Origin of the sequence: Neobacillus drentensis (assembly GCF_036965245.1) — a bacterium.
Lineage (GTDB): Bacteria > Bacillota > Bacilli > Bacillales > Cytobacillaceae > Neobacillus > Neobacillus drentensis_G.
Window position 1 is genome coordinate 15,008 of sequence record NZ_JBALPG010000006.1, and the last position, 19,970, is coordinate 34,977.

The 19,970-nt window shown below is 44.4% G+C and carries 17 protein-coding genes; 1 reads left to right on the forward strand and 16 read right to left on the reverse strand.

What is annotated here, in order from left to right; genetic code table 11:
- Positions 1 to 396: 396 nt before the first annotated feature.
- Together V7150_RS01035 and V7150_RS01040 are read right to left on the reverse strand one after the other, a co-directional pair.
- Positions 397 to 2,409: a penicillin-binding transpeptidase domain-containing protein gene (locus V7150_RS01035; RefSeq protein WP_335512752.1), complete on the reverse strand. Its 2,013-nt coding sequence runs from the start codon at positions 2,407 to 2,409 to the stop codon at positions 397 to 399.
- Positions 2,410 to 2,832: 423 nt separating this feature from the next.
- Positions 2,833 to 3,666, reverse strand: a complete 834-nt coding sequence (locus tag V7150_RS01040; RefSeq protein WP_335512754.1) for a M23 family metallopeptidase — start codon at positions 3,664 to 3,666, stop codon at positions 2,833 to 2,835.
- Between the two features lie 239 nt (positions 3,667 to 3,905).
- On the opposite strand from V7150_RS01040, the gene V7150_RS01045 reads away from it, so the two are divergent.
- On the forward strand, positions 3,906 to 4,331 hold the full coding sequence (locus V7150_RS01045) for a VanZ family protein (RefSeq protein WP_335512756.1): 426 nt from the start codon (positions 3,906 to 3,908) through the stop codon (positions 4,329 to 4,331).
- Between the two features lie 22 nt (positions 4,332 to 4,353).
- On the opposite strand, the gene V7150_RS01050 is transcribed toward V7150_RS01045, so the two are convergent.
- The 14 genes from V7150_RS01050 to V7150_RS01115 all read right to left on the reverse strand — a co-directional run.
- Positions 4,354 to 5,322, reverse strand: coding sequence for a nuclease-related domain-containing protein (locus V7150_RS01050; RefSeq protein ID WP_335512758.1), 969 nt, complete (start codon positions 5,320 to 5,322; stop codon positions 4,354 to 4,356).
- Between the two features lie 358 nt (positions 5,323 to 5,680).
- Positions 5,681 to 6,727: a stage II sporulation protein D gene (gene spoIID, locus V7150_RS01055; RefSeq protein ID WP_335512760.1), complete on the reverse strand. Its 1,047-nt coding sequence runs from the start codon at positions 6,725 to 6,727 to the stop codon at positions 5,681 to 5,683.
- 437 nt (positions 6,728 to 7,164) lie between these two features.
- Entirely contained in the window at positions 7,165 to 8,475 is a 1,311-nt protein-coding gene (murA, locus tag V7150_RS01060; RefSeq protein WP_335512762.1) for a UDP-N-acetylglucosamine 1-carboxyvinyltransferase, read from the reverse strand.
- Positions 8,476 to 8,507: 32 nt separating this feature from the next.
- Positions 8,508 to 9,398 (reverse strand): YwmB family TATA-box binding protein, encoded by an 891-nt coding sequence (locus tag V7150_RS01065; protein WP_335512764.1) that lies wholly within the window; start codon positions 9,396 to 9,398, stop codon positions 8,508 to 8,510.
- Between the two features lie 351 nt (positions 9,399 to 9,749).
- Positions 9,750 to 9,986, reverse strand: coding sequence for a DUF1146 family protein (locus V7150_RS01070; protein ID WP_335512765.1), 237 nt, complete (start codon positions 9,984 to 9,986; stop codon positions 9,750 to 9,752).
- 517 nt (positions 9,987 to 10,503) lie between these two features.
- Entirely contained in the window at positions 10,504 to 11,988 is a 1,485-nt protein-coding gene (nuoN, locus tag V7150_RS01075) for an NADH-quinone oxidoreductase subunit NuoN (protein ID WP_335512767.1), read from the reverse strand.
- A gap of 6 nt (positions 11,989 to 11,994) precedes the next feature.
- Positions 11,995 to 13,503 (reverse strand): NADH-quinone oxidoreductase subunit M, encoded by a 1,509-nt coding sequence (locus V7150_RS01080; RefSeq protein ID WP_335512769.1) that lies wholly within the window; start codon positions 13,501 to 13,503, stop codon positions 11,995 to 11,997.
- Entirely contained in the window at positions 13,500 to 15,368 is a 1,869-nt protein-coding gene (nuoL, locus tag V7150_RS01085; protein WP_335512771.1) for an NADH-quinone oxidoreductase subunit L, read from the reverse strand. Before nuoL ends, V7150_RS01080 begins: the two co-directional genes overlap by 4 nt.
- Positions 15,369 to 15,530: 162 nt before the next feature.
- On the reverse strand, positions 15,531 to 15,845 hold the full coding sequence (gene nuoK, locus V7150_RS01090) for an NADH-quinone oxidoreductase subunit NuoK (protein ID WP_335512774.1): 315 nt from the start codon (positions 15,843 to 15,845) through the stop codon (positions 15,531 to 15,533).
- Positions 15,842 to 16,360, reverse strand: coding sequence for an NADH-quinone oxidoreductase subunit J (locus V7150_RS01095; protein ID WP_283920768.1), 519 nt, complete (start codon positions 16,358 to 16,360; stop codon positions 15,842 to 15,844). Before V7150_RS01095 ends, nuoK begins: the two co-directional genes overlap by 4 nt.
- On the reverse strand, positions 16,357 to 16,776 hold the full coding sequence (gene nuoI, locus V7150_RS01100; RefSeq protein WP_007086146.1) for an NADH-quinone oxidoreductase subunit NuoI: 420 nt from the start codon (positions 16,774 to 16,776) through the stop codon (positions 16,357 to 16,359). Before nuoI ends, V7150_RS01095 begins: the two co-directional genes overlap by 4 nt.
- 88 nt (positions 16,777 to 16,864) lie before the next feature.
- Positions 16,865 to 17,872, reverse strand: coding sequence for an NADH-quinone oxidoreductase subunit NuoH (gene nuoH, locus V7150_RS01105; protein WP_335512778.1), 1,008 nt, complete (start codon positions 17,870 to 17,872; stop codon positions 16,865 to 16,867).
- Complete coding sequence (locus tag V7150_RS01110; protein WP_335512780.1) at positions 17,872 to 18,972, reverse strand: NADH-quinone oxidoreductase subunit D; 1,101 nt, start codon at positions 18,970 to 18,972, stop codon at positions 17,872 to 17,874. Before V7150_RS01110 ends, nuoH begins: the two co-directional genes overlap by 1 nt.
- A gap of 3 nt (positions 18,973 to 18,975) precedes the next feature.
- Positions 18,976 to 19,970: NADH-quinone oxidoreductase subunit C (locus V7150_RS01115; RefSeq protein WP_335512782.1), on the reverse strand; the 995-nt coding region annotated here is incomplete at its 5' end.

A 19,970-nucleotide genomic window follows, 5' to 3' on the forward strand; every position in this document is an offset into this window, starting at 1 on the left:
ATAAAAAATAGCTAGGAGCGACCAACCATTCTGGATGGAAATCGTCTGCCTAGCTATTTCAGTAATGCAGAAGCCAATCTTAGCACCTTTCGAGTGCTTAAATTCGGTTCCGGGTGCTTATAGTTTCTCTTATCGACCGGGGTGGCTTTTTTTATTGGGTTCGGGCGTTTAGAACCTCCCTAAGCAACCGTCGTGAGTCTTTTTTATCATTTTCGGGCTCTTAGAACTCCTTTAAACGACCATTCTTACTCTTTTTTATCGGGTTCGGGCTCTTAGAACACCTCTAAGCGACCGAGCAGCAAAAAATCGAGCTGAGGGATTTGGTGCCTGACACCATTACAACTACCAGCATAGTATTATTGGTGCCTGACACCCAACTCTAACACCAAACCAATTCTATTTTATTTTTGTAAAGATGTTTTTGACTAATTTTACTGGGATTCCAGAGCCGCCGCGGCCTTGGACATCTTCCACCATCATGGCGACCATCAGATTCGGCTCATTCGTGTTGTAGGCGATGAACCAGCCATTTTCGACCCCAGTTTCGCCCTGCTTCTGTTTAATCTCCGCCGTACCCGTCTTGCCCGCCAAAGGATAATCGGCCATTTCAGCGGCATGGGCCGTCCCGCTCGCGTCGCCCACAACCTTCCGTAAATCCGCTGCAATCAATCCGGCATGTTCACCCGACACCACCGCTTCCTTTAGCACCTGCCCCTGCTTTTCGTCCGCCAATAGAACCGGTTTGATCATATTACCGCTATTGCCACTCACAAACGGCGTATAGGTCGAGAGCAAGTGAACGATACTCATTTGGACCTGCCCTTGCCCATAACCCGAATCAGCAAGCGCAATGTCATTGCCGAGGGAACCCGTCACCGATTTTTCAAGCGGAAACGTATACCCAAGCTCCTCCTCAAAGCCAAACTTCTTCAGCCCATCTACAAATGCATCTTTCCCTATTTTCAACGCGGCTTGGGCAAAATAAATATTGTCAGAAAGCACGAGGGCCTTCTCCAAATCCACCGATTCGGTCCCCGCATGCACCCTGGTCACAAAGTAGCCGCCCCACGACTTATCCTTTTGCCATTGCGCCCCGAGGATTGGCACCGCCTCACTAGGCTTAATCGCTCCATTAGCCAGCCCCACCGCAGCAGTTAACGGCTTCAACACCGAGCCCGGCGCATAGGTCTGTTTAAACCGTGTCGTCAAAGGCTGCTGCTTATCCTCCTGCATGGCCTTCCACTCTTCTGCAGAGAAACCAAGCGCCGCCTGATTCGGGTCAAACGATGGGCTGCTGGCAAGCGCCAGCGTCTCGCCGGTCACAGGATTCATCGCTGCCACCGTTCCGGCCTCACCCGCAAGCTCCTCAAACACCGCCGCCTGCACATCGGCATCAATCGTCAGCTTTACGTCCTTCCCATCGACCACCGGCTTTTCTGCAAGCACTACATCCTCCGAAGCCGCACCACCAGCTCCTGCCTTCTTCTTGATGACAATTTTCACACCGCTCGTGCCCTTCAGCTGCTCATCCAGCACCTGCTCAAGCCCTCGCTTTCCAATCACATCCCGGCTCGTGTAGCCCTTATCCTTTCGCTTAGCAAGCTCGTCCTCCGTAATCGCACCGACATAGCCCACAAGCTGTGCCGCTGCCTGACCGTAAGGGTAAATCCTCGCCCCTACCTTGCGCGTCTGTACAGGCTCAAGCGCTACCAGTTGAGCAATCCGCTCCTTATCGTCCATCGAAACCTTCTTCAACGGCACAAACATCCCCGGCTTTACCCAGCTCGCGCCGAGCACCTTATTAATCTGCTCCTTCGACATCTTCAACAGTGCAGAGAGCGGCTCTAAAACTGCCTCATCCGCCTTCCCGGCAACTACGCCTACCTCATACACCTGGCCATTCACCGCCAGCCCGTTACCATCTCGGTCAAGGATCTCCCCCCGTTTCGGCGTAACCGTGCTCATGCCAATCGTGTCGCCTTCCTTTAATTTTGGAAAAATATATTCCGTATTCCAGTCTACATACCAGTTCTTTTTATCGTCTCTTTTTTCCTCTTGCAATTTAGCTTTTTGGGTAAATTGAATAGCTCCTGCGATGCTGTTCATTTTTGCGGTAAAAGAATAGTGGACTTGCTCCTTTGCTTCCTTTTCCTTTTTTGGCTTTTTAAAGTCAATCTTGAGGTCAGTAATCTGAAGGTCTTCGTATACTTTTTGATAGCGGTTTGTAAATTCTTCTTTGGTGATGTTTTGTTTTGAATCTTTTGAAAGGTAATCATACATCTTATCAAACTTTTGCTTGTTCCAAAGTGCTATGTAGTCAGAAAATCGTTCCTCCGGCGTCGGTTCCTTACTGCAGCCAACAAGTGCAAAAGCTACTAGCAGGAAAAGAATCGTAACTAATTTTTTCAAATAAACCCCCTCCTTTTATTCCTATTATAAATCTTATATGCTATAAAAAGAAAAAAAATCCAGCTATTCACTGAATTTAGGTCTATTTATATATAAAAGAATCCACAAAGTACTAGCCTATTCTGTGGATTTAGGTAGCTGAACACGTAAATTTTCCCCTGAAACGGTTGCTTAAAAGCAGCATAAACGCCAAAACACGTAAATTTTTTTTCAAATTTTTATACCAAATGGTTTCTAGTGATTTATTTTAGAAACCTTAAATGTTTCGTCATATTTTGTTCATATACTTAGTGTAAGATATGTATATTCACACTTAAAACCCCCATTTGACGCATCCGGCATTTTCGCTGGATGTTTTTTTGCGTAAATTTACCCCAAAACAAAAAAAGAGGAAAAGTATTCCCCTTCCCCTTTGTTACGATATTAAGAATTTTGGTTTTCTTTGGACTTTGAAGATCCGTCTTGTTTGTCAGTTGACTGTTCGTCATCTGTAGACTTTTCAATGTCTTCAACCTTTTCTTGTTGTTTTTGGCCCGGAGCCTCTATTGATTTTTTTTCGTCAGAAACTTTTTCTTCTTGTAATGTGTTTAACGATTTTTCAAAGTAGCTTGTTGGGTTTACAGCTACGCCGTCTTTACGAATTTCAAAATGTACATGTGTTCCAGCTTTTTCATTGAACAAGCTTTGCCCAGCCTTGGCAAGGACGTGTCCCTGTTTTACTTGGTCGCCAACCTTAACTTTTATGTCTTTAACAGATTGATATTGTGTTACAATACCTTTGTCGTGTTCAATTTCAATAACGTTTCCGAGGGTTGCATCTTCTTCAACACGTATAACTTTACCGCTAAGTGATGCTGTAACATCAAACGTTTCGCCGTTTTTCATTGCCAGGTCGATACCAGTGCTTTGTAGGTAGCTATTGTTGTAAAACACTAATGCCGCTTCCTGGTCTTCTGCTTTTGCATTGAAATCATAGAATTTCATTTTCACGACAGCCTCATCGGCTTTGGCCACCGGCATTTTGAAGTTTTCGAATGTTTTGTTGACTTCAACGGCTGGTGTTTCGTTCTTTTTACCGGCAAGGTCCGTGGACTTGTAATCATACTTATCAGTATTGCTGCTCGCTTGATACCATAGAACCCCGGTTAAAATGATTGCTGCACTTGCGATATAGATGGCTGGAAATACCCAACGCTTTTTGAAAAAGCGTTTAACGCTGGAACTTTGAGAAGATCGTTTGTTTTCTTCCTCTCTCATTTTCATCACCTCAGCAATCATTCTGAACAGATAAGTAGAATTATATACACTAGTAAAAAAATTTTTTTAAAACTTATTTTTCGACAGTGTGAATGATTTTATGCATCAAAGGTGGAAAAATTTTTTCGCGGGTAAAAATAGATGCAGCCTTTAATTGAATATTGGGCATTTCCTATTTTATTCTTGCTTATGGAGCTGCAAATGGTTTGCATATATTTATCACATAGGAGGAACTTATTATGAAAATCGGTAAATGGGTATTGAGGGTGCTTCCTGTTTTATATATAGCGGCGATTTGGATTATGTCGAGCCTGCCATCCAATCAATTTGTTGAGCTGCCCAATTCAACAATCGACCACTACATTAAAGAATCCCTACATTTAATAGAGTTCGCGATTTTGTATGTCCTGCTCGTGCTCGCCTTTTTAACACGCCACAGTCCGTTCACGCCAGCGCTGAATTTGGCCTGCGCTGTGATTGCTGCCCTATACGGTGTGAGTGATGAAATCCACCAATCGTTCTATTCATACCGCTCCGCGTCATGGCTTGATCTGGTGAAAGACTTCACTGGAATTGCCGTTTGCTTCTATTTTGTGCGCGGGGCATTGTTTAAAGGAAAATTTACAGGGCTTGGGGGAATGCTTGGGCGGGTTCGTGGAATGTAGCCACTGCGGTTTTGCGGTGGTTTTATTTTTGAAAAAAATAAACTCTATCTCTGAATTTGCCTGTGAAAGGTAAATTCATTGATACTAAAATTTTTCCTGTTATTCTAATGGAATCGATATGGAGGAACGCTCGAAGCTCAGCGTTTGTAATCGTTGGTTTGATTAAAAGAAAATGATCGTTGATTGCCGGGATATGTGCTGTTTTAGACTTCATATTACATTTCGGACAGCGCCAGGTTCCGTACTGATAATTGACTGGTAAAAAATTAGATATTGGACATTTTACCCCGGTGAGGATTTCATTAGGAGATAGATTGAATTGTTTCAGTATATCAGGATTTTCAGGAGTGTGCTTCGAAAGCAAGAGCCGTTTTAGTTTTCGCAGCTCTTTAGCATCTAATTTATCTATTTTATAGTAATTTGCTATTTGATCTATTTTTTCTATTAAAACTTCACTATTGCAAATATGACTTGTAATTTGTTCATTTTGGGGGTCGGATAGGATTAGTGTTTTATCATTACAATTTACAAAAAGATAGGGAATAGGAATCTCGATATTATGATCCTTTAACCAGCCTCTTAGTTTCCTTGCTTGAAGTTTAGCTTGTAAAACAGGATTCTTGATTCTTTCTTCCTGTCCGTTCTTTTTACAGGTAGACTGATTAAATTCTTTTTCAAACTTTAATTCACCGCTCCTGTTTTTCACTTCAAGAACTAATGCAAAGGCCGTGCAAAGAACGAGGAAGTCAATTTGAAAATAGTAACCCCTATATTGAAGGCGAATACCGTGGTAAATTTGGTATTTGGAATCGAGCAACATGCTTAAGTGAAAGTAAAGGGATTTCTCTCCCCGTTGACCTGCCGTCCTGCTTTTATATTCGTTCATGACATCAGGCCAAACCGGATGTTGGTTAGGCAGTCTCCCGTTAAGAAGAGCTTCTAATTTTTGAACTCTTAATGATATGTTGCTGCATTCTTCTATCAATGACATCAGTCCTTTTTTTGAGTACTTTTTTCTCTTGTTTTGTGCCATTTTCCTGCAAAAATTGACAGCAAATTATGACTTTTTTGTGAAATCCCCGTGTCTTATCTAATATCTTGACCTTTTTTATTGAGGATTCTTTATCGAAGGTCCATTTAAATCACCCTATTGAATGGACTTTTCTATTTACTGCCCACTTTGAACATTTTACTTTCCGGTTCCGGGGATTTACTTTCCACTTTGGCATTTTACTGTCCACTTTCCACCATTTACTTTCCACTTTTCCTATTTTACTGTCCACTTCCAAAAATTCACCCTCATATCAGCTAAAAAACCAGGCGGGCAGCCTGGCTTAACAATCTTTCCCTTATTTCTGCGCCGTAATCGTCGCCATCATCGGCTCCGCCGAGGTAATCTCCACACCCTGGTAATAGTGCTTTACAATGTCCTTATAATTCGAACCTTCCTCGGCCATACCGTTCGCACCGTACTGGCTCATGCCGACGCCGTGGCCGAAGCCTTTTGTCGTGATCACAATATTTTCACCCTTACGCTCCCAGGCAAAGTCAGACGATTTCAGGTCAAGCTTTTCGCGGATATCTTTTCCAGACAGTACCTTCCCGTTAAAATCGACTTTTCCGACACGCTTTCCTGTGGTACGCTCAACAATTTTTCCAATCGTGGACCCCGAGCCAATCTTAACACCAAGCATTGCTTCAAACTCTTTAATCGACAACACCTTTTGATTTGAAAATTTCGGTGACTTTTTATCCCATGGACTCGATACACTTCTTAAATAAGGAATATTACCTGACCAGTAGTCTTCCGAGTTTTCTGTATAGCCATTCCCTGTGGAGAAGAAAAGGGCATCGATCGGCTTTCCATCGTAGGTCAAAATTTGTCCGCCCGTCGTCCGGACTGCTTCAAGAACTTTTTCCTTTTTCCAACTATAATCCTTGCCCCAATTTCTCCTCATTTCTTCATCATTCATGTATACCTGATGGATTTGGGTGTCAGTGACCTGTGCTCCCTTCGGTACACCCATCGTATCCTTACTTACTAATCTGTTTACGATATAGGTCCTTGCCGCTAACGCCTGAGCCTTTAATGCTTCTTCTTTAAAATCTGCCGGCATTTCCGCTGCTACAACCCCAACAAGATAATCTTCGAACGGGACTTTTTCAATTATTTTTTTTGAGGAGCGAAACACTGCTATTTCTACTTCCGTATCTGAATCAGCGGTAGAGGTAGGGGCCGATTTCGTTTCTTTAGCCGAGGCTTTTGTTAAATCTTCCCCTAATTTTCCCCTCGCCTGATGCTCGGCAGAAAACGGTAAAACGAGCATAGCGGGAATAATGAGGGTCAGAGCAATAAGGAATGATGCTAGTACGATGAGTGGTTTGATTTTTTCCATGATTGTGCCTCCAGTTTGTAAAATTCGCAGCCGGCACTAACAAGCCGAGATGCGTCTCCATTCATACATATGGAAGCGGACAAGCATTTATTACAGATTTTTTCTAACTATGCGACTGGAGTCAGTCACTGAAAACTTTGTATACAAGGTAGCAAAGATAAAAAGGGTGTCAGGCACCGTAAACGCAATATGCATAGTAAAAATAGGGTAAATGTTTAACCAACACGCGATAAGCAACGTGGCAATAAGGTAAACGGTGCCTGACACCCATTCCATAATATTCATGATGTTAAAGTAGGAAACGGTTCCTGACCGTCCCTGACACCACAATCCCACACCACACCGTACACCTACTATCACTACAACAAAAAATCCCGAAGGTTGGGTCGGTCTGATATCAGACCACCACACACACTTCGGGATTCTTTTAATATTATTTATGCATTCATATCAGAAATATAGTTTTGAGTTTCAACAAAGATTTCGGTAGCTTCTTTAACGCGTTCGATATCAGCGCCTAATCCTGCCAGCTTGCCGTGGAAGTTCACGTAACCGCGGTCTAAGTGTTTCAACTCCGTCACGCGTGTCACACCTTCAGAAACTAAGCCAGTCAAAATCAACGCAGCTGCTGCCCGTAAATCCGTTGCTGACACTTCAGCGCCTTGTAAATTCGAAGGGCCATTTAAAATAACCGAACGGCCTTCAATTTTAATATCCGCATTCATGCGGCGGAATTCCTCGACGTGCATAAAACGGTTCTCAAACACCGTTTCTGTAATCATCGAAGTCCCTTCTGCACGAAGCAATAACGCCATCATTTGCGACTGCATATCTGTTGGGAAGCCTGGATGCGGCATCGTTTTGATGTCGACCGCCTTCAACCGCTCAGGACCGATGACACGAACGCCATCCTCTTCCTCAACAATCGTAACACCCATCTCTTCCATTTTCGCAATCAAAGAAGATAAGTGTTCAGGAACCGCACCTTGTACCAATACATTTCCGCCGGTAATCGCCGCAGCAGTCATAAAGGTACCTGCCTCGATGCGGTCAGGAATAATGGCATGATCCGCGCCAAATAATACATCAACGCCCTCAATCCTCAAAGTACCCGTACCGGCACCTTTCACTCGAGCGCCCATTTTATTCAAGAAATTCGCCAAGTCTACAATCTCTGGTTCTTTTGCGACGTTTTCAATAATGGTCGTACCCTGTGCAAGGGTCGCCGCCATCATAATGTTTTCTGTTGCACCAACACTTGGGAAATCCAAGTAAATCTTTGCTCCCTTTAAGCGGCCGTCTACCTCCGCTTCAATAAAGCCATTTCCTACCTTCACCGTCGCACCCATGGCTTCAAAGCCCTTTAGGTGCTGGTCAATAGGACGGGATCCAATCGCACAGCCTCCAGGTAGAGCAACACGTGCCCGGCCATTACGTGCCAACAATGATCCCATGACAAGAACAGACGCGCGCATTTTTCGAACATATTCGAATGGCGCTTCATCTTTTAACTCTCTGGATGCATCGACAACAACTGTATTATCTTCAAATACCACTTGAGCATTTAAGTTACGTAAAACTTCATTTATTGTGTATACATCGGAGAGTGTAGGTACATCACGAATTACACTTTTTCCATCACTTGCTAATAATGTTGCAGCGATAACAGGCAACACGGCATTTTTTGCACCTTCCACTTTTACCGTTCCATAAAGCCTTTGTCCGCCGCGGACGATGATCTTTTCCAAGAGTATTCCCCTCCGCGTCCATTTTCTCTATATTAATATTCAATCGTAATGATTGGTGTGCCAACTACAATGGTAGTCTTTGCGCCCAATCCTTCGGAGCGTACGCCAATTTGCAAATTCATGTTATTTTTCCGTTGATCTATGAAGTCTGAAAACATCGACGATGATGCCGAAACAGACATGAATGTGTCCTCTTTTAACGCTTCGATTTTTTTTGCATCAAAACTAGACAGTAATTTGCTTACTGCTACAGGTAAAGCCGTATCCATCTTATCATTGAAAACGCCCATCATACAAGAAAAAACTGTTGGTTTTCCTCGAAATATGTCGGATAGCCTATTTTTCAATTCATTACTAGTGAAATAGGCTTTATCAGCCTTATTCCACCCTTTACCATTAACACTATATACTATATACGCATTTACAGGTTGTTTTGTGTGGGTTGCCATAATTTGCAGCATTTCTTTGTGGTGTTTAGTTGGAGATATTGCTGTTACTTCCCATTTTTGGCTGGTGTTCGTTACAGACCATTCCCAATCGGGAAACTTTTCCTGAAGCTTACGCGCATATTCCTGAATCTCCCGCTCACTCTTCATGCCGGTCACATGCTCCCGTGCATAAAAAGACCAATCCGTGAGCAAAATATCATCGGCTTGTAATACAGCGCCTATTTTTCCTAAATCGCTCGTGCTTTCTGGAAAAATCGACAAGCTGCCGCCCGCCTTCCTTTTCGCATTAACGGATGGTGAGCCAACGTCGCCTATATCCGACTTGTGAAAAAGTTCTTTGCCGGCTTCGGTGCCCTGTTCAGCTCGAAAAAAATCCAGACCTCCCGTTGCTTCAGTCGTTCGGTTCCCAATAACAACCAGAATCAAACTCAAAATCGAAATCATGTATAAAAATTGCTTAACATTTCTCTTCATCTCTTTACTCCCCCTTACTACCATTGTTGCCAGGCAGCGAGAGAGCAATACTTGGGAAATGTCGTCACTTTTAGACAAGTTTCAAAGCAGAGAATCAATATCTTTGGGTCACTTCCAAACTCGTGAATGAAACAGCTCAATTTTAGTTCCAAAAACCGCACTTTGTAACGTATGCCATTTTTTGGCCAAGGAAAATAGCATTAGAATATGTTACTTCTTTGTCATTTCCAAATTTGGGACAATCTTAGCTTTCCACATAAACTCGATTGTACTCAAAATTTCTGCAATTGGGAACATGTATGAAGACCTAAATTTTTTCCAATTTTATAAGAAGCCTGCCGAATGTCACCGCTAATTAAAAATTAATGGCAGTTGTTTCGACCATTGCAGGTAATCAAGGAAAAAGTTACTAACAGATGATCCAATGAAAATAGCTAATAATATGTACAGTAATCGCGCTTGAAACACATGGTTTGGCCGTAGAAGCTTATCTAAACGAACCGCTTGCAGCGCCCACCAGGAAATCGCAATAAACACCAAATGTGACAAGATGCTGATTAACGCCATTTGCCCGAAATCATTTATCATTCTGCCACCTCCTTGATACACACAAAGACTATTCTAACATATAGACGACGGAAAGGTGTAACAGTTTCTGAATTTTTCTATATTCGTCGTATTTGTGACAACTTTATGACAATTACACAGATTAAATAGTCATCGCGGAATTAATGAGTAATGTTAGCGGAATCTAGAGAACCCTCACAAAAAAAAGAAAAGATTAGAGCAAATGCCCTAACCTCTTCTTAAATATAAAACCCCTTTAATTTGACGCCGGCTCCCTTCCCCAAAGGAGCCAGCCATAGTTTAAACACCTAGAGAATGTTTCTCCCTATTTCAGCACAAGCCCTAGGTGGTAAACCCATAAATTAAAAATATCAATATTGTTTTTTACACGAGCTCAAGGTTTGAGGCCCTTGAATTAAAATTACCTATCTTTACACGAGCCCAAGGTTTGAGCCCATGAAAAAAACTAAACGTATTACCTAATTATCGCACAATCTCTAGGTTTGACCAGGGGCCCATGTTTCCTTTTACCAAAAGATTACTGCAGGTTGTTCAAGAAGTCGAGTGCGATGTTTGGCATGATGCCGAACAGGACGGAGCCGACGACCGCGACGAGCAGGACGACGACGATGCCGAATGGAATGTTCAGCTTACGTTCGTCGCTTGCCGGTCGGAAGAACATTTGTGTCATGACGCCGAAATAATAGAAGTATGACACGACGGTTGTTGCAATCATGATCGACGCGAGCACATAGTGCGGTGTTCCGTAAAAGGCGCCGACAAAGATGTTTAATTTTCCGATGAACCCGGCTGTGCCTGGGAAGCCTGCCAAGGAAACGAGTAAAATTCCCATAAGCACGGCAAGAACCGGTGAGCGGCGGTAAAGACCGGCAAAGTCAGCAATTCGTGCCTCATCCGACTGACCTGCCACCACTTGGATCACCGCAAAAGCGCCAAGGTTCATTAACATGTAGGCAAGCAGGTAGAACCAGATGGAATAGATCATATTCGAGCTCAATGTCGTTAGCGCTACCAGAATATATCCGGCATGGGCGATACTGGAATACGCGAACATCCGTTTAATATTTGTTTGCTTCAATGCGACAACGTTACCGATAATCATCGTAACAGCGGCAATGACAGCAAGATAATCGTGCATTTGGAATAGGATGCCCTCACCACTAACCCCCGGTGCAGCATTGTAAAATACCGCAATCAGGATGCGAATGATGATGACAAAACCGGCTGTTTTCGAAATGACGCTTAAGAAGGCGGTGACTGGTGTTGGTGCGCCTTGGTACACGTCAGGTGCCCACATATGGAACGGAGCCGCTGCCAATTTAAACGATAAACCTACGAGAATCATCAAGAAAGCAAGACCGAGCAGGTAGGCCTGTTGACCATCGGTAATCCCCGACAATATGTTTGCGATTTCGAATAGGTTGGTTGATCCGGATAAGCCGTACACATAGCTCATCCCAAACAACGTGATCGCTGTGGAAATGCCTCCGTTGATGACATATTTCATCGCCGATTCGTTAGACTTTAAATTGTGCTTGCGGATACCCGCTAATATATAGGAAGAAATTGATAACAATTCTAATCCAACAAATAACGTGATTAAGTCGCCGCTTGATGTCATAATCATCGCACCGAGCAAGGCTGTTAAGAACAAGTAATAAAACTCACCGCGATATTCCTCGAGTCCATCCTTTGCCTCATAGCTGATTGCTAAAAACATCACTAGCGCAGCACCGGCAAGCAGGATTAATTTAAAGGACTTCCCGAACGCATCAAGCGTGAAGGTATCATCTAAAATCGATGTAGCCTCTGTACCAAGCAGGCTGGTAACAGAGATGATGGCTGCAAAAATTCCAACAATTCCAATCCAGCCGAGGATTCGGCGATCTTGTTTTTTCGACATAAATAAATCTAACAATGTAAGTAGTGCTGTCACACCAAGGATGATGAACTCTGGTGTCATGACACTCCAGTTAAATGATTTCAATGTCTCTAAATCCATCCTTCATCACCCTCCTAACCCTAACATGATAGTTTCAAGTGTAGTTTGCAGCGGAGAGCTTAGAACACTTGGATAAACACCGATTAACACAATTAATGCCATAAGAACTACGACTGGCACGAATTCGACGCCTTTTAAGTCAAGAACGCCTGTAAATTCACGATGTGCTTTGCCATACGTGATCCCTAAGACTGCTCTCAGCAAGTAAGCGGCCGTCATGATTATGCCGATCGTACCGACAGCGGCAATCCACGGCAACTCCTTAAACAGCCCAAGGAAGGCCATAAATTCGCTGACAAATCCGGACATTCCAGGCAGTCCGAGTGACGCCATCCCGCCGGCAAGCAAGAAGCCTGCGGCAATCGGCATTCCTTTCGCCATTCCGCCAAGATTTTCGATAAGCGATGTATCGGTACGCTCGTACAAGACGCCAACCAGGAAGAACAATAAAGCGGAAATCAATCCGTGTGAAACCACTTGGAAAATTGCTCCTTGCACCCCGGCCTCATTCATTGCCGCAAGTCCGATCAGCACGATTCCCATATGTGAAATAGATGAATAAGCCAAAACCATTTTAAAGTCTGCTTGAATGAACGCCAGGAACGCTCCGTAGAGGAGGTTAATCACTCCAAGGACAGCGATAAGCACGCTAAGTGTCTCAAACTGCTCGGGAAAAATCCCCATTCCAAAACGAATTAAGCCGTACGCACCAATTTTTAATAGAATCCCAGAGTGAATCATAACTACAGATGGCGGTGCTTGAACGTGCACCTTCAGCATCCAGCTGTGCAATGGGAAAATCGGCAATTTTACACCGAATGCTATTAATAGGGCGATAAGAAGTCCAAGTTTTAGGTCGCTGGAAAGCGGTGCACTTGGATCGGCCATTATTTGTGTCAATAAATCAATGTTGGTTGTGCCTGTTTTGGCAAACAGAATCATAATCACGATTAGGAGCACTGCTGAGCCTAAACCGTTATAAATTAAGAAGCTGTATGCCGCTTTTTCTTTTTCAAAATAGCCCCATTTTCCAATTAAGAAGAACGTCGGGATGAGGGTAACCTCGAAAAAGATGAAGAACAAGATTAAGTTTTCCGCTGTAAACACGCCAAGCATACCAATTTCTAACAGAAGGAACAGCATGAAATAGCCTTTCCATTCTTTTTTCACAAATCTTGCAGCGGCAATCGCTGACAAGGTTGCGACGATGGCGGTGAGGACGACCAGCAAGAGCTGGAAGCCGCTGAGGCCAAGCTCATAGTAAACCGAGTAGATTGGCTCTTGGACATTCATGCCGCGGAATTGAATCCAGTCTTTTGATACGGCAAAGTCAGCGAGGTCCTTGCCCCATTGGAAATGGAGATAGGCCGCGAGCGCCAGAAATAATGGCGGCAAGGTCGCGAGAAAGCCAACCAGTTTGATTGCTTTTTCTTCCATCTTTGGCATGAAAGCTAAAACGATAATCCCTAGTAAAGGGGAGAATACTAGAATTGATAAAACCCATTGCAAATTCATCGTAAGTACCCCCCTGTTAACGCAAAGATGACAGCGAGCAGTGCGAGTCCGATGAAGGCAACTGCCCCGTAAGTTTGAACCTGTCCGGTCTGCATTTTCGAACCGGTTTTGCCAAGGCCTTGAACAATTCCGACAACGCCCTTTACAAGTCCTTCGACAACGAAGACGTCGATGAACCGTAGAAGATAGCTGATTGCTTTTGTCGCAGCCACCACTGTCATTTGATAAAACTCATCAACGTAATATTTGTTCAGTAAAATCGTGTGTAAGGTATCCCCCGTGCCGCTTAACCAGTTGCGGGCGATTGTACGCTTGTAGTACATCAAGTAAGCAAGGTAGATTCCCGCTAAGGACACAACGGTTGCTGCGATCATAATCCAAATCGGGCCTTCAATATGGCCATGTCCGAGAGCCGGGTTGCCGTCGACGAGCCAGTCGCCAAGGAAAGAGCCGAACCAAGGTGTGTTCACATAACCGGCAATGACTGCTAGGATGCCGAGCAGGATCATTGGGTAGGTCATGTTGTTTGGCGATTCGTGAACATGCTTTTGATTACCGCGAGCTTCACCGGTGAAAACCATGAAGAACAGGCGGAACATATAGAATGCTGTCATGAATGCTGCGATCAGTGCGAGCAAGAACAGAACTGGATGTCCGCCTTCCCATGCAGCAATTAGAATTTCATCTTTACTGAAGAATCCGGAAAGCCCCGGTACACCGCTGATTGCGAGTGTTCCGATTAAGAATAGCGGCCCGGTCAGCTTCAGCTTTTTCCAAAGTCCGCCCATTTCCTCGATATTCTGCGTATGTACCGCGTGAATCACGGAACCGGCAGCCAAGAATAATAGCGCCTTGAAGAATGCGTGTGTCATCAAGTGGAACACACCGGCAACATAACCAGCAGTACCAAGTGCGAGCATCATATAGCCAAGCTGGCTGACCGTTGAATAGGCAAGAACTCTTTTTATATCGGTTTGCACAATGCCAATGCTTGCCGCAAAGATGGCGGTAACCGCACCAATGATTGCGATTGTTAGCAGTGCCGTTTTGCTAGCTAAGAACAGTGGGAATAGTGCAGCGACTAAATACACCCCAGCGGCAACCATCGTTGCGGCGTGGATGAGGGCCGAAACAGGTGTCGGACCTTCCATCGCATCAGGAAGCCATGTGTGGAGCGGGAACTGACCTGACTTTCCGACTGCCCCGATAAAAATTAAGATTGCCGTTAATGTAATCATCGTTTGGGATACAGCCCCTGCTTCCACTGCAGAAAAGATTTCGCTGTATTCAAATGATTTTGTTTGCCAGAAGAGCAGGATCATGCCGATGAATAAGCCGACATCCCCGATACGAGTCATGATGAACGCCTTTTTCGCAGCAGCCTTTGCTTCTTCTTTGTAATAATAGAAACCGATTAATAGGAAGGAACCAACACCAACAAGCTCCCAGAAAATATAGGTTTGCAACAGGTTTGGCGAAATAACCAGCCCGAGCATTGCAAATGTAAATAATCCTAAATAGGCATAGAATACCGGAAACCGCTCATCCCCATGCATGTACCCCTTGGAGTAGGTATGTACTAAGAAACTTACGAGCGATACGATAAACAGCATCAATGCATTTAATTGATTCACTTCAAAGCCCGCTGTTAGATGCAGATCTCCTATCGTGAGCCAGTCAAACTTCGTACTGTAGGTTGGCTCTGAAAAGCGCTCAAATAACACCAAAATCGAATAGATAAGCGATGCCAACGTGAGAAGAATCCCCACATATGCACTCGCCTCCTTCAGTCGCTTACCGAATAGGAGAAGGATCAAAAACGATAATAGCGGGAAAAGCGGTATGAGCCATGCATTTTCCATCATTATCACTATCCCCTTTAATGGTGCCTGACACCCTTCGTGGACAAATCCACCTATTTGTTCGCGTGGAGTGGACACTCTTTTTTGAGGCAGAGTGTATCCGTCCGTGATGAACAAATTGTGGTAAGTGTCTTTTTGTAGTGCCTGACACCCAAAGTTGTCTGTCTAGTTTTTCATTGTGTTCATTTCGTCAATGTTAACGGTTTTCTTGCTGCGGTAAAGCGAAATCAAGATCGCGAGTCCGACAGCTGCTTCGGCTGCTGCCACACAGATGGCAAACAGGGCGAAGATTTGACCTGTAATCGATGGCGCCATGCCATATTTACTAAAGGTAACCAAGTTAATATTAACGGCATTCAGCATCAATTCTAAGGAGATCAACACAATTACGGTATTCTTTTTCGTCAAGGCACCGTATAACCCAATGCAGAATAATATCAGTGCGAGAGCCAGGAAGGCTGAAGCGGGAACTGAACTCATTCCTTATCCGCCTCCTTCTTCTCGTTTTTTGCCAAAATAATCGAACCAACCAAGGCCGCTAATAGTAAAACAGATGTTAGCTCAAACGGAATAATATATTTCGAGTAAAGTGCTTCCCCAATTTGGAGGGTATTGTTTTCATGCAGCTTTGTCGGGACTTGATCGATATTAAAGTTATAAATCCCGATGTAGACAGCAAAGGCAAAGCCAACAATCCCTAAGAATAAAAGTAACTTTCGCCATTTGCCCGTTTTTGGTTCACTTTCATCATCATGTTTCGTTAACATAATACCAAACAGCATGATAATCGTGATCGCACCTGAATAAATTAAGATTTGTACGGCTGCCACAAATTCTGCGGAAAGCAGCACATAAATTCCGGCAATTGCGACGAAAGTGAAGATGAGGGCAACGACCATATGAATCACTTTGTTAAGGTTCAATAGAAGCACGCCGCCGATGATCGCAACAAGTGCGAGTCCCATAAAAGCGAGGAATTCACCTGAAAATGTCATGCTTTATTCACCTGCCGTATGTTTTCGTCGTTTTCATCTAACCATTCAAGGTTTTTAAATAACATGTCCCGGCTGTATTCAGCGAGCTCGAAGTTATTGGTCATGATGATAGCTTCTGTTGGGCACACCTCTGTACACAGGTCACAGAGGATACATATTTCAAAGTTAATGTCGTAAGTGTCAATGATTTTCCCCTTTTTCGTTGGGTCCGGATGCTTTTTACCCGTTAATTGAATACAGTCCGTTGGGCAAATCTGTGCACACTGATTACAAACAATGCACTTCTCCGGATAAAACTTTTGAATCCCGCGAAAGCGGTCAGGAAGCGGAAGCGGCTCGTTTGGATAATCATACGTAACCTTCTCACGCGATAATTGTTTCAGGGTATATTTCAAGCCTTTAAATACTCCAAGCACGTTTTTCACCCCTTTTACATTTTAAAAATTGTTATTGGTGTCAGGCACCATTTTTACTGCTATCACAGTATAAAAGTGGTTATTAGTGTCAGGCACCCAATAATGATTTAAGGATGGCGGTTAGGAAAATGTTTGCCAAGGCGATTGGCAGCAGGATTTTCCAGCCAAATTCCATTAGGCTGTCAGCGCGGAAACGCGGAAGCGTACTACGCAGCCAAATATAGACAAAGACAACAGCACTAAATTTAAGTGCAAACCACACTGCGCCCGGAATAAAATCAAGAATCTCAAGCGGAGGCAGCCAGCCACCAAGGAATACAACCGTAATAAGTGCTGACATACCAAATAGGTACACATATTCTGAAAGCATAAAGAAAGCCCAGCGGAACCCTGAATACTCAACGTGGTAGCCGGCAACAAGTTCATTTTCCGACTCCGGCAGGTCAAATGGTGTCCGGTTTAATTCCGCAATCGATGCGATAAAAAAGACAACAAAGCCGATTGGCTGTAATAAGATAAACCAGCCGTGCTCCTGAGCCGCCACGATGTCATTTAGGTTTAGGCTTCCTGAGAGTAAAATAACCCCAAGAACGGACATAACAAGCGGGATTTCATAAGAAATCATCTGTGCCGCCGCACGCATTCCTCCTAAGAGAGCATACTTGTTATTTGACGCCCAGCCGCCCAGCACCATGCCAAAAACGGTTAATCCAGAAACGGCAATGTAATACAGTAAGCCGACACCAATATCGGCAAATTGAAACTTATCGGTAAACGGCAGCGTCGCCAGTACCATGAACGATGGTGCAAACGCAATAACCGGTGCCAGAATAAATAATGGCCGGTCGACTGCCTTCGGGATAATGTCCTCTTTCAGTAAAAGCTTCAAAACGTCAGCCACGGTTTGTAAAAGTCCCCAGCGGCCGCCGAGTTGATTTGGACCGTGACGCAGCTGCATGAAACCCATAACTTTCCGCTCTGCTAAAATTCCATAGGTAACGAAGCCTAATACGACTAAAAGCAAGACAACTCCAAGTAAAAAGAAGATCCCAAAATTAGCCCAGCCGGGACTCGAATGGAGCAACTCTTCCATCATTAGCCGTCCACCTCCCCAAGGACAATATCAATTGCCCCTAAAATAGCTATCAGATTTGCAATATTTTCGCCTACTAATAATTTCGGGAGAATTTGCAGATTATAGAATGATGGTCTTCTAAACTTTAAGCGATACGGCTCTTTTTTACCTTCACTGGCAATATAACAGCCAATTTCTCCACGTGGTGATTCGATTCTGACGTATGCTTCACCTTTTGGTGCCTTAATGATTTTCGGCACCTTAGCAAGAATGTCTCCCTCAGCAGGGAATTGTTCAACAGCCTGCTCAAGGATTTTCAGCGATTCTTCTATCTCATCAAGACGGAGACTATAGCGTGCCAAGCAATCGCCGTTCTCCGATGTGGGAACATCAAAGTCAAAACGGTTGTAAATTGAATACGGCTCATCTTTACGAAGATCCCATTTCACCCCTGTGCAGCGCAGATTTGGCCCGCTGAGTGAATAGTGGATAGCCTCTTCTTTTGTATATCTGCCAATTCCCTTTACCCTGTCTAAAAAGATTTCATTGCCGCTGACAAGCTGATGGTAGCCTGCAAGCTGTTCGCGCATATATGGGATAAAATCTCTTACCTTTTCAATCCAGCCTTCAGGTGCATCCCACTTCACGCCGCCAACACGCATATAGTTGAACGTCAAACGTGCACCCGATAATTCGTTCAGCATATTGAGAATCATTTCGCGGTCACGGAAGGCATAGATGAATGGGCTTGTTGCTCCAAGGTCAAGGATGTATGTGCCCCATGCAACAAGATGGCTGGCAATTCGTCCAAGCTCCATCGCAATTACGCGCAGGAAGTCCGCACGTTCCGGCACTTGAATCCCCATCATCGTTTCAACAGCATGACAAATCACGTAGTTGTTGGTCATCGCTGACAGATAATCCATCCGGTCCGTATAAGGAATAATTTGCGTGTATTGCAGGTTTTCCGCCAACTTTTCCGTTCCGCGGTGTAAATAACCGATGACAGGCGTTGCTTCGGTAATGATTTCGCCATCGATTTTAATGACAAGTCGGAATACTCCGTGTGTACTAGGATGCTGTGGACCGACATTTAGTAACATTTCTTCTGTTCTGATCATTGGTTACACCTCCACATCATACTGTTCATAGTCTTTACGCAGTGGATGGCCAACCCAATCTTCTCCAAGCAAAATCCGATGCAAATTCGGATGTCCTGTAAACTTTATTCCAAGTAAATCATATGCTTCACACTCAGGCCAGTTCGCTCCGGCCCAAATTGGCTGCAAGGACTCGATTGTTGGTTCATCGCGGTCAATCTTCACTTTTAATGACACCGATTGCCGGTTTTTGTATGAGTACAAGTGAACATACACTTCCATATGTGTTTCATAATCCGTTCCATGCAGCTCAGATAGATAGTCAAACCCGAGAAGCTCATTATATTTTAAAAATTGAGCTAACTTAAAATATGTATCACGCTTCGCCACAAGTGTCGGAACATCTTTGGATAGTTTATTAATATAAGAATCTTCTAAAACATCTAAACCTAGGTTTTCTGCAATCACTTTTACATACTTATCTAAGTATGGCTGATTTGGTGATGGCGCTGCGGTTTGGGTTTGGGCTTCGGCTACTGCTGTATCGCCGGCTTTTGTGGTTCCGGCCGCCTTCGCCTTCGCTGCTGCCGCTGCCTTTGCTTTGGCCTTTGCTGCCGCGATTGCTTTCGCCTTTTCATCATCGCCGCCTGCGGCTGCGTCCGATCCGGCTCCTGCTCCGGCTGCTTTTGCCTTGGCTGCTGCCGCTGCCTTCGCCTTCGCTGCCGCTGCTGCCTTTGCTTTGGCTGCCGCCGCTGCCTTCGCTTTTGCATCATCACCTGCTGGGGCATCGTCACCTGTGCCAGTTACTTGATCTGAGCCACCCGCTTGTTCCATTGCTTTCCGTTTTGCTGCTGCCGCTGCTTTTGCTTTCGCTACTGCTGCTGCTTTTTTCTTCGCTAAGTCGTCAGCATCGCTGCCTGCAACAGAATCGGTTTCTGTTGCCGGGGCCTCATCGCTCGCTGGGGGATTGCCTTCAGCCAGTTCCATTGCCTTCCGTTTCGCTGCTGCCGCTGCTTTTG

What these genes read in the sequence shown, in the direction of transcription:
- V7150_RS01045 (WP_335512756.1), top strand. Translation starts at nt 3,906, where the DNA reads ATGAAAATCGGTAAATGGGTATTGAGGGTGCTTCCTGTTTTATATATA.
- nuoH (WP_335512778.1), bottom strand. Translation starts at nt 17,872, where the DNA reads ATGATGGAAGAGTTGCTCCATTCGAGTCCCGGCTGGGCTAATTTTGGG.
- nuoK (WP_335512774.1), bottom strand. Translation starts at nt 15,845, where the DNA reads ATGAGTTCAGTTCCCGCTTCAGCCTTCCTGGCTCTCGCACTGATATTA.
- V7150_RS01050 (WP_335512758.1), bottom strand. Translation starts at nt 5,322, where the DNA reads ATGTCATTGATAGAAGAATGCAGCAACATATCATTAAGAGTTCAAAAA.
- V7150_RS01070 (WP_335512765.1), bottom strand. Translation starts at nt 9,986, where the DNA reads ATGATAAATGATTTCGGGCAAATGGCGTTAATCAGCATCTTGTCACAT.
- nuoL (WP_335512771.1), bottom strand. Translation starts at nt 15,368, where the DNA reads ATGATGGAAAATGCATGGCTCATACCGCTTTTCCCGCTATTATCGTTT.
- V7150_RS01080 (WP_335512769.1), bottom strand. Translation starts at nt 13,503, where the DNA reads ATGAATTTGCAATGGGTTTTATCAATTCTAGTATTCTCCCCTTTACTA.
- V7150_RS01095 (WP_283920768.1), bottom strand. Translation starts at nt 16,360, where the DNA reads ATGACATTTTCAGGTGAATTCCTCGCTTTTATGGGACTCGCACTTGTT.
- V7150_RS01110 (WP_335512780.1), bottom strand. Translation starts at nt 18,972, where the DNA reads ATGATCAGAACAGAAGAAATGTTACTAAATGTCGGTCCACAGCATCCT.
- V7150_RS01065 (WP_335512764.1), bottom strand. Translation starts at nt 9,398, where the DNA reads ATGAAGAGAAATGTTAAGCAATTTTTATACATGATTTCGATTTTGAGT.
- nuoN (WP_335512767.1), bottom strand. Translation starts at nt 11,988, where the DNA reads ATGGATTTAGAGACATTGAAATCATTTAACTGGAGTGTCATGACACCA.
- V7150_RS01040 (WP_335512754.1), bottom strand. Translation starts at nt 3,666, where the DNA reads ATGAGAGAGGAAGAAAACAAACGATCTTCTCAAAGTTCCAGCGTTAAA.
- spoIID (WP_335512760.1), bottom strand. Translation starts at nt 6,727, where the DNA reads ATGGAAAAAATCAAACCACTCATCGTACTAGCATCATTCCTTATTGCT.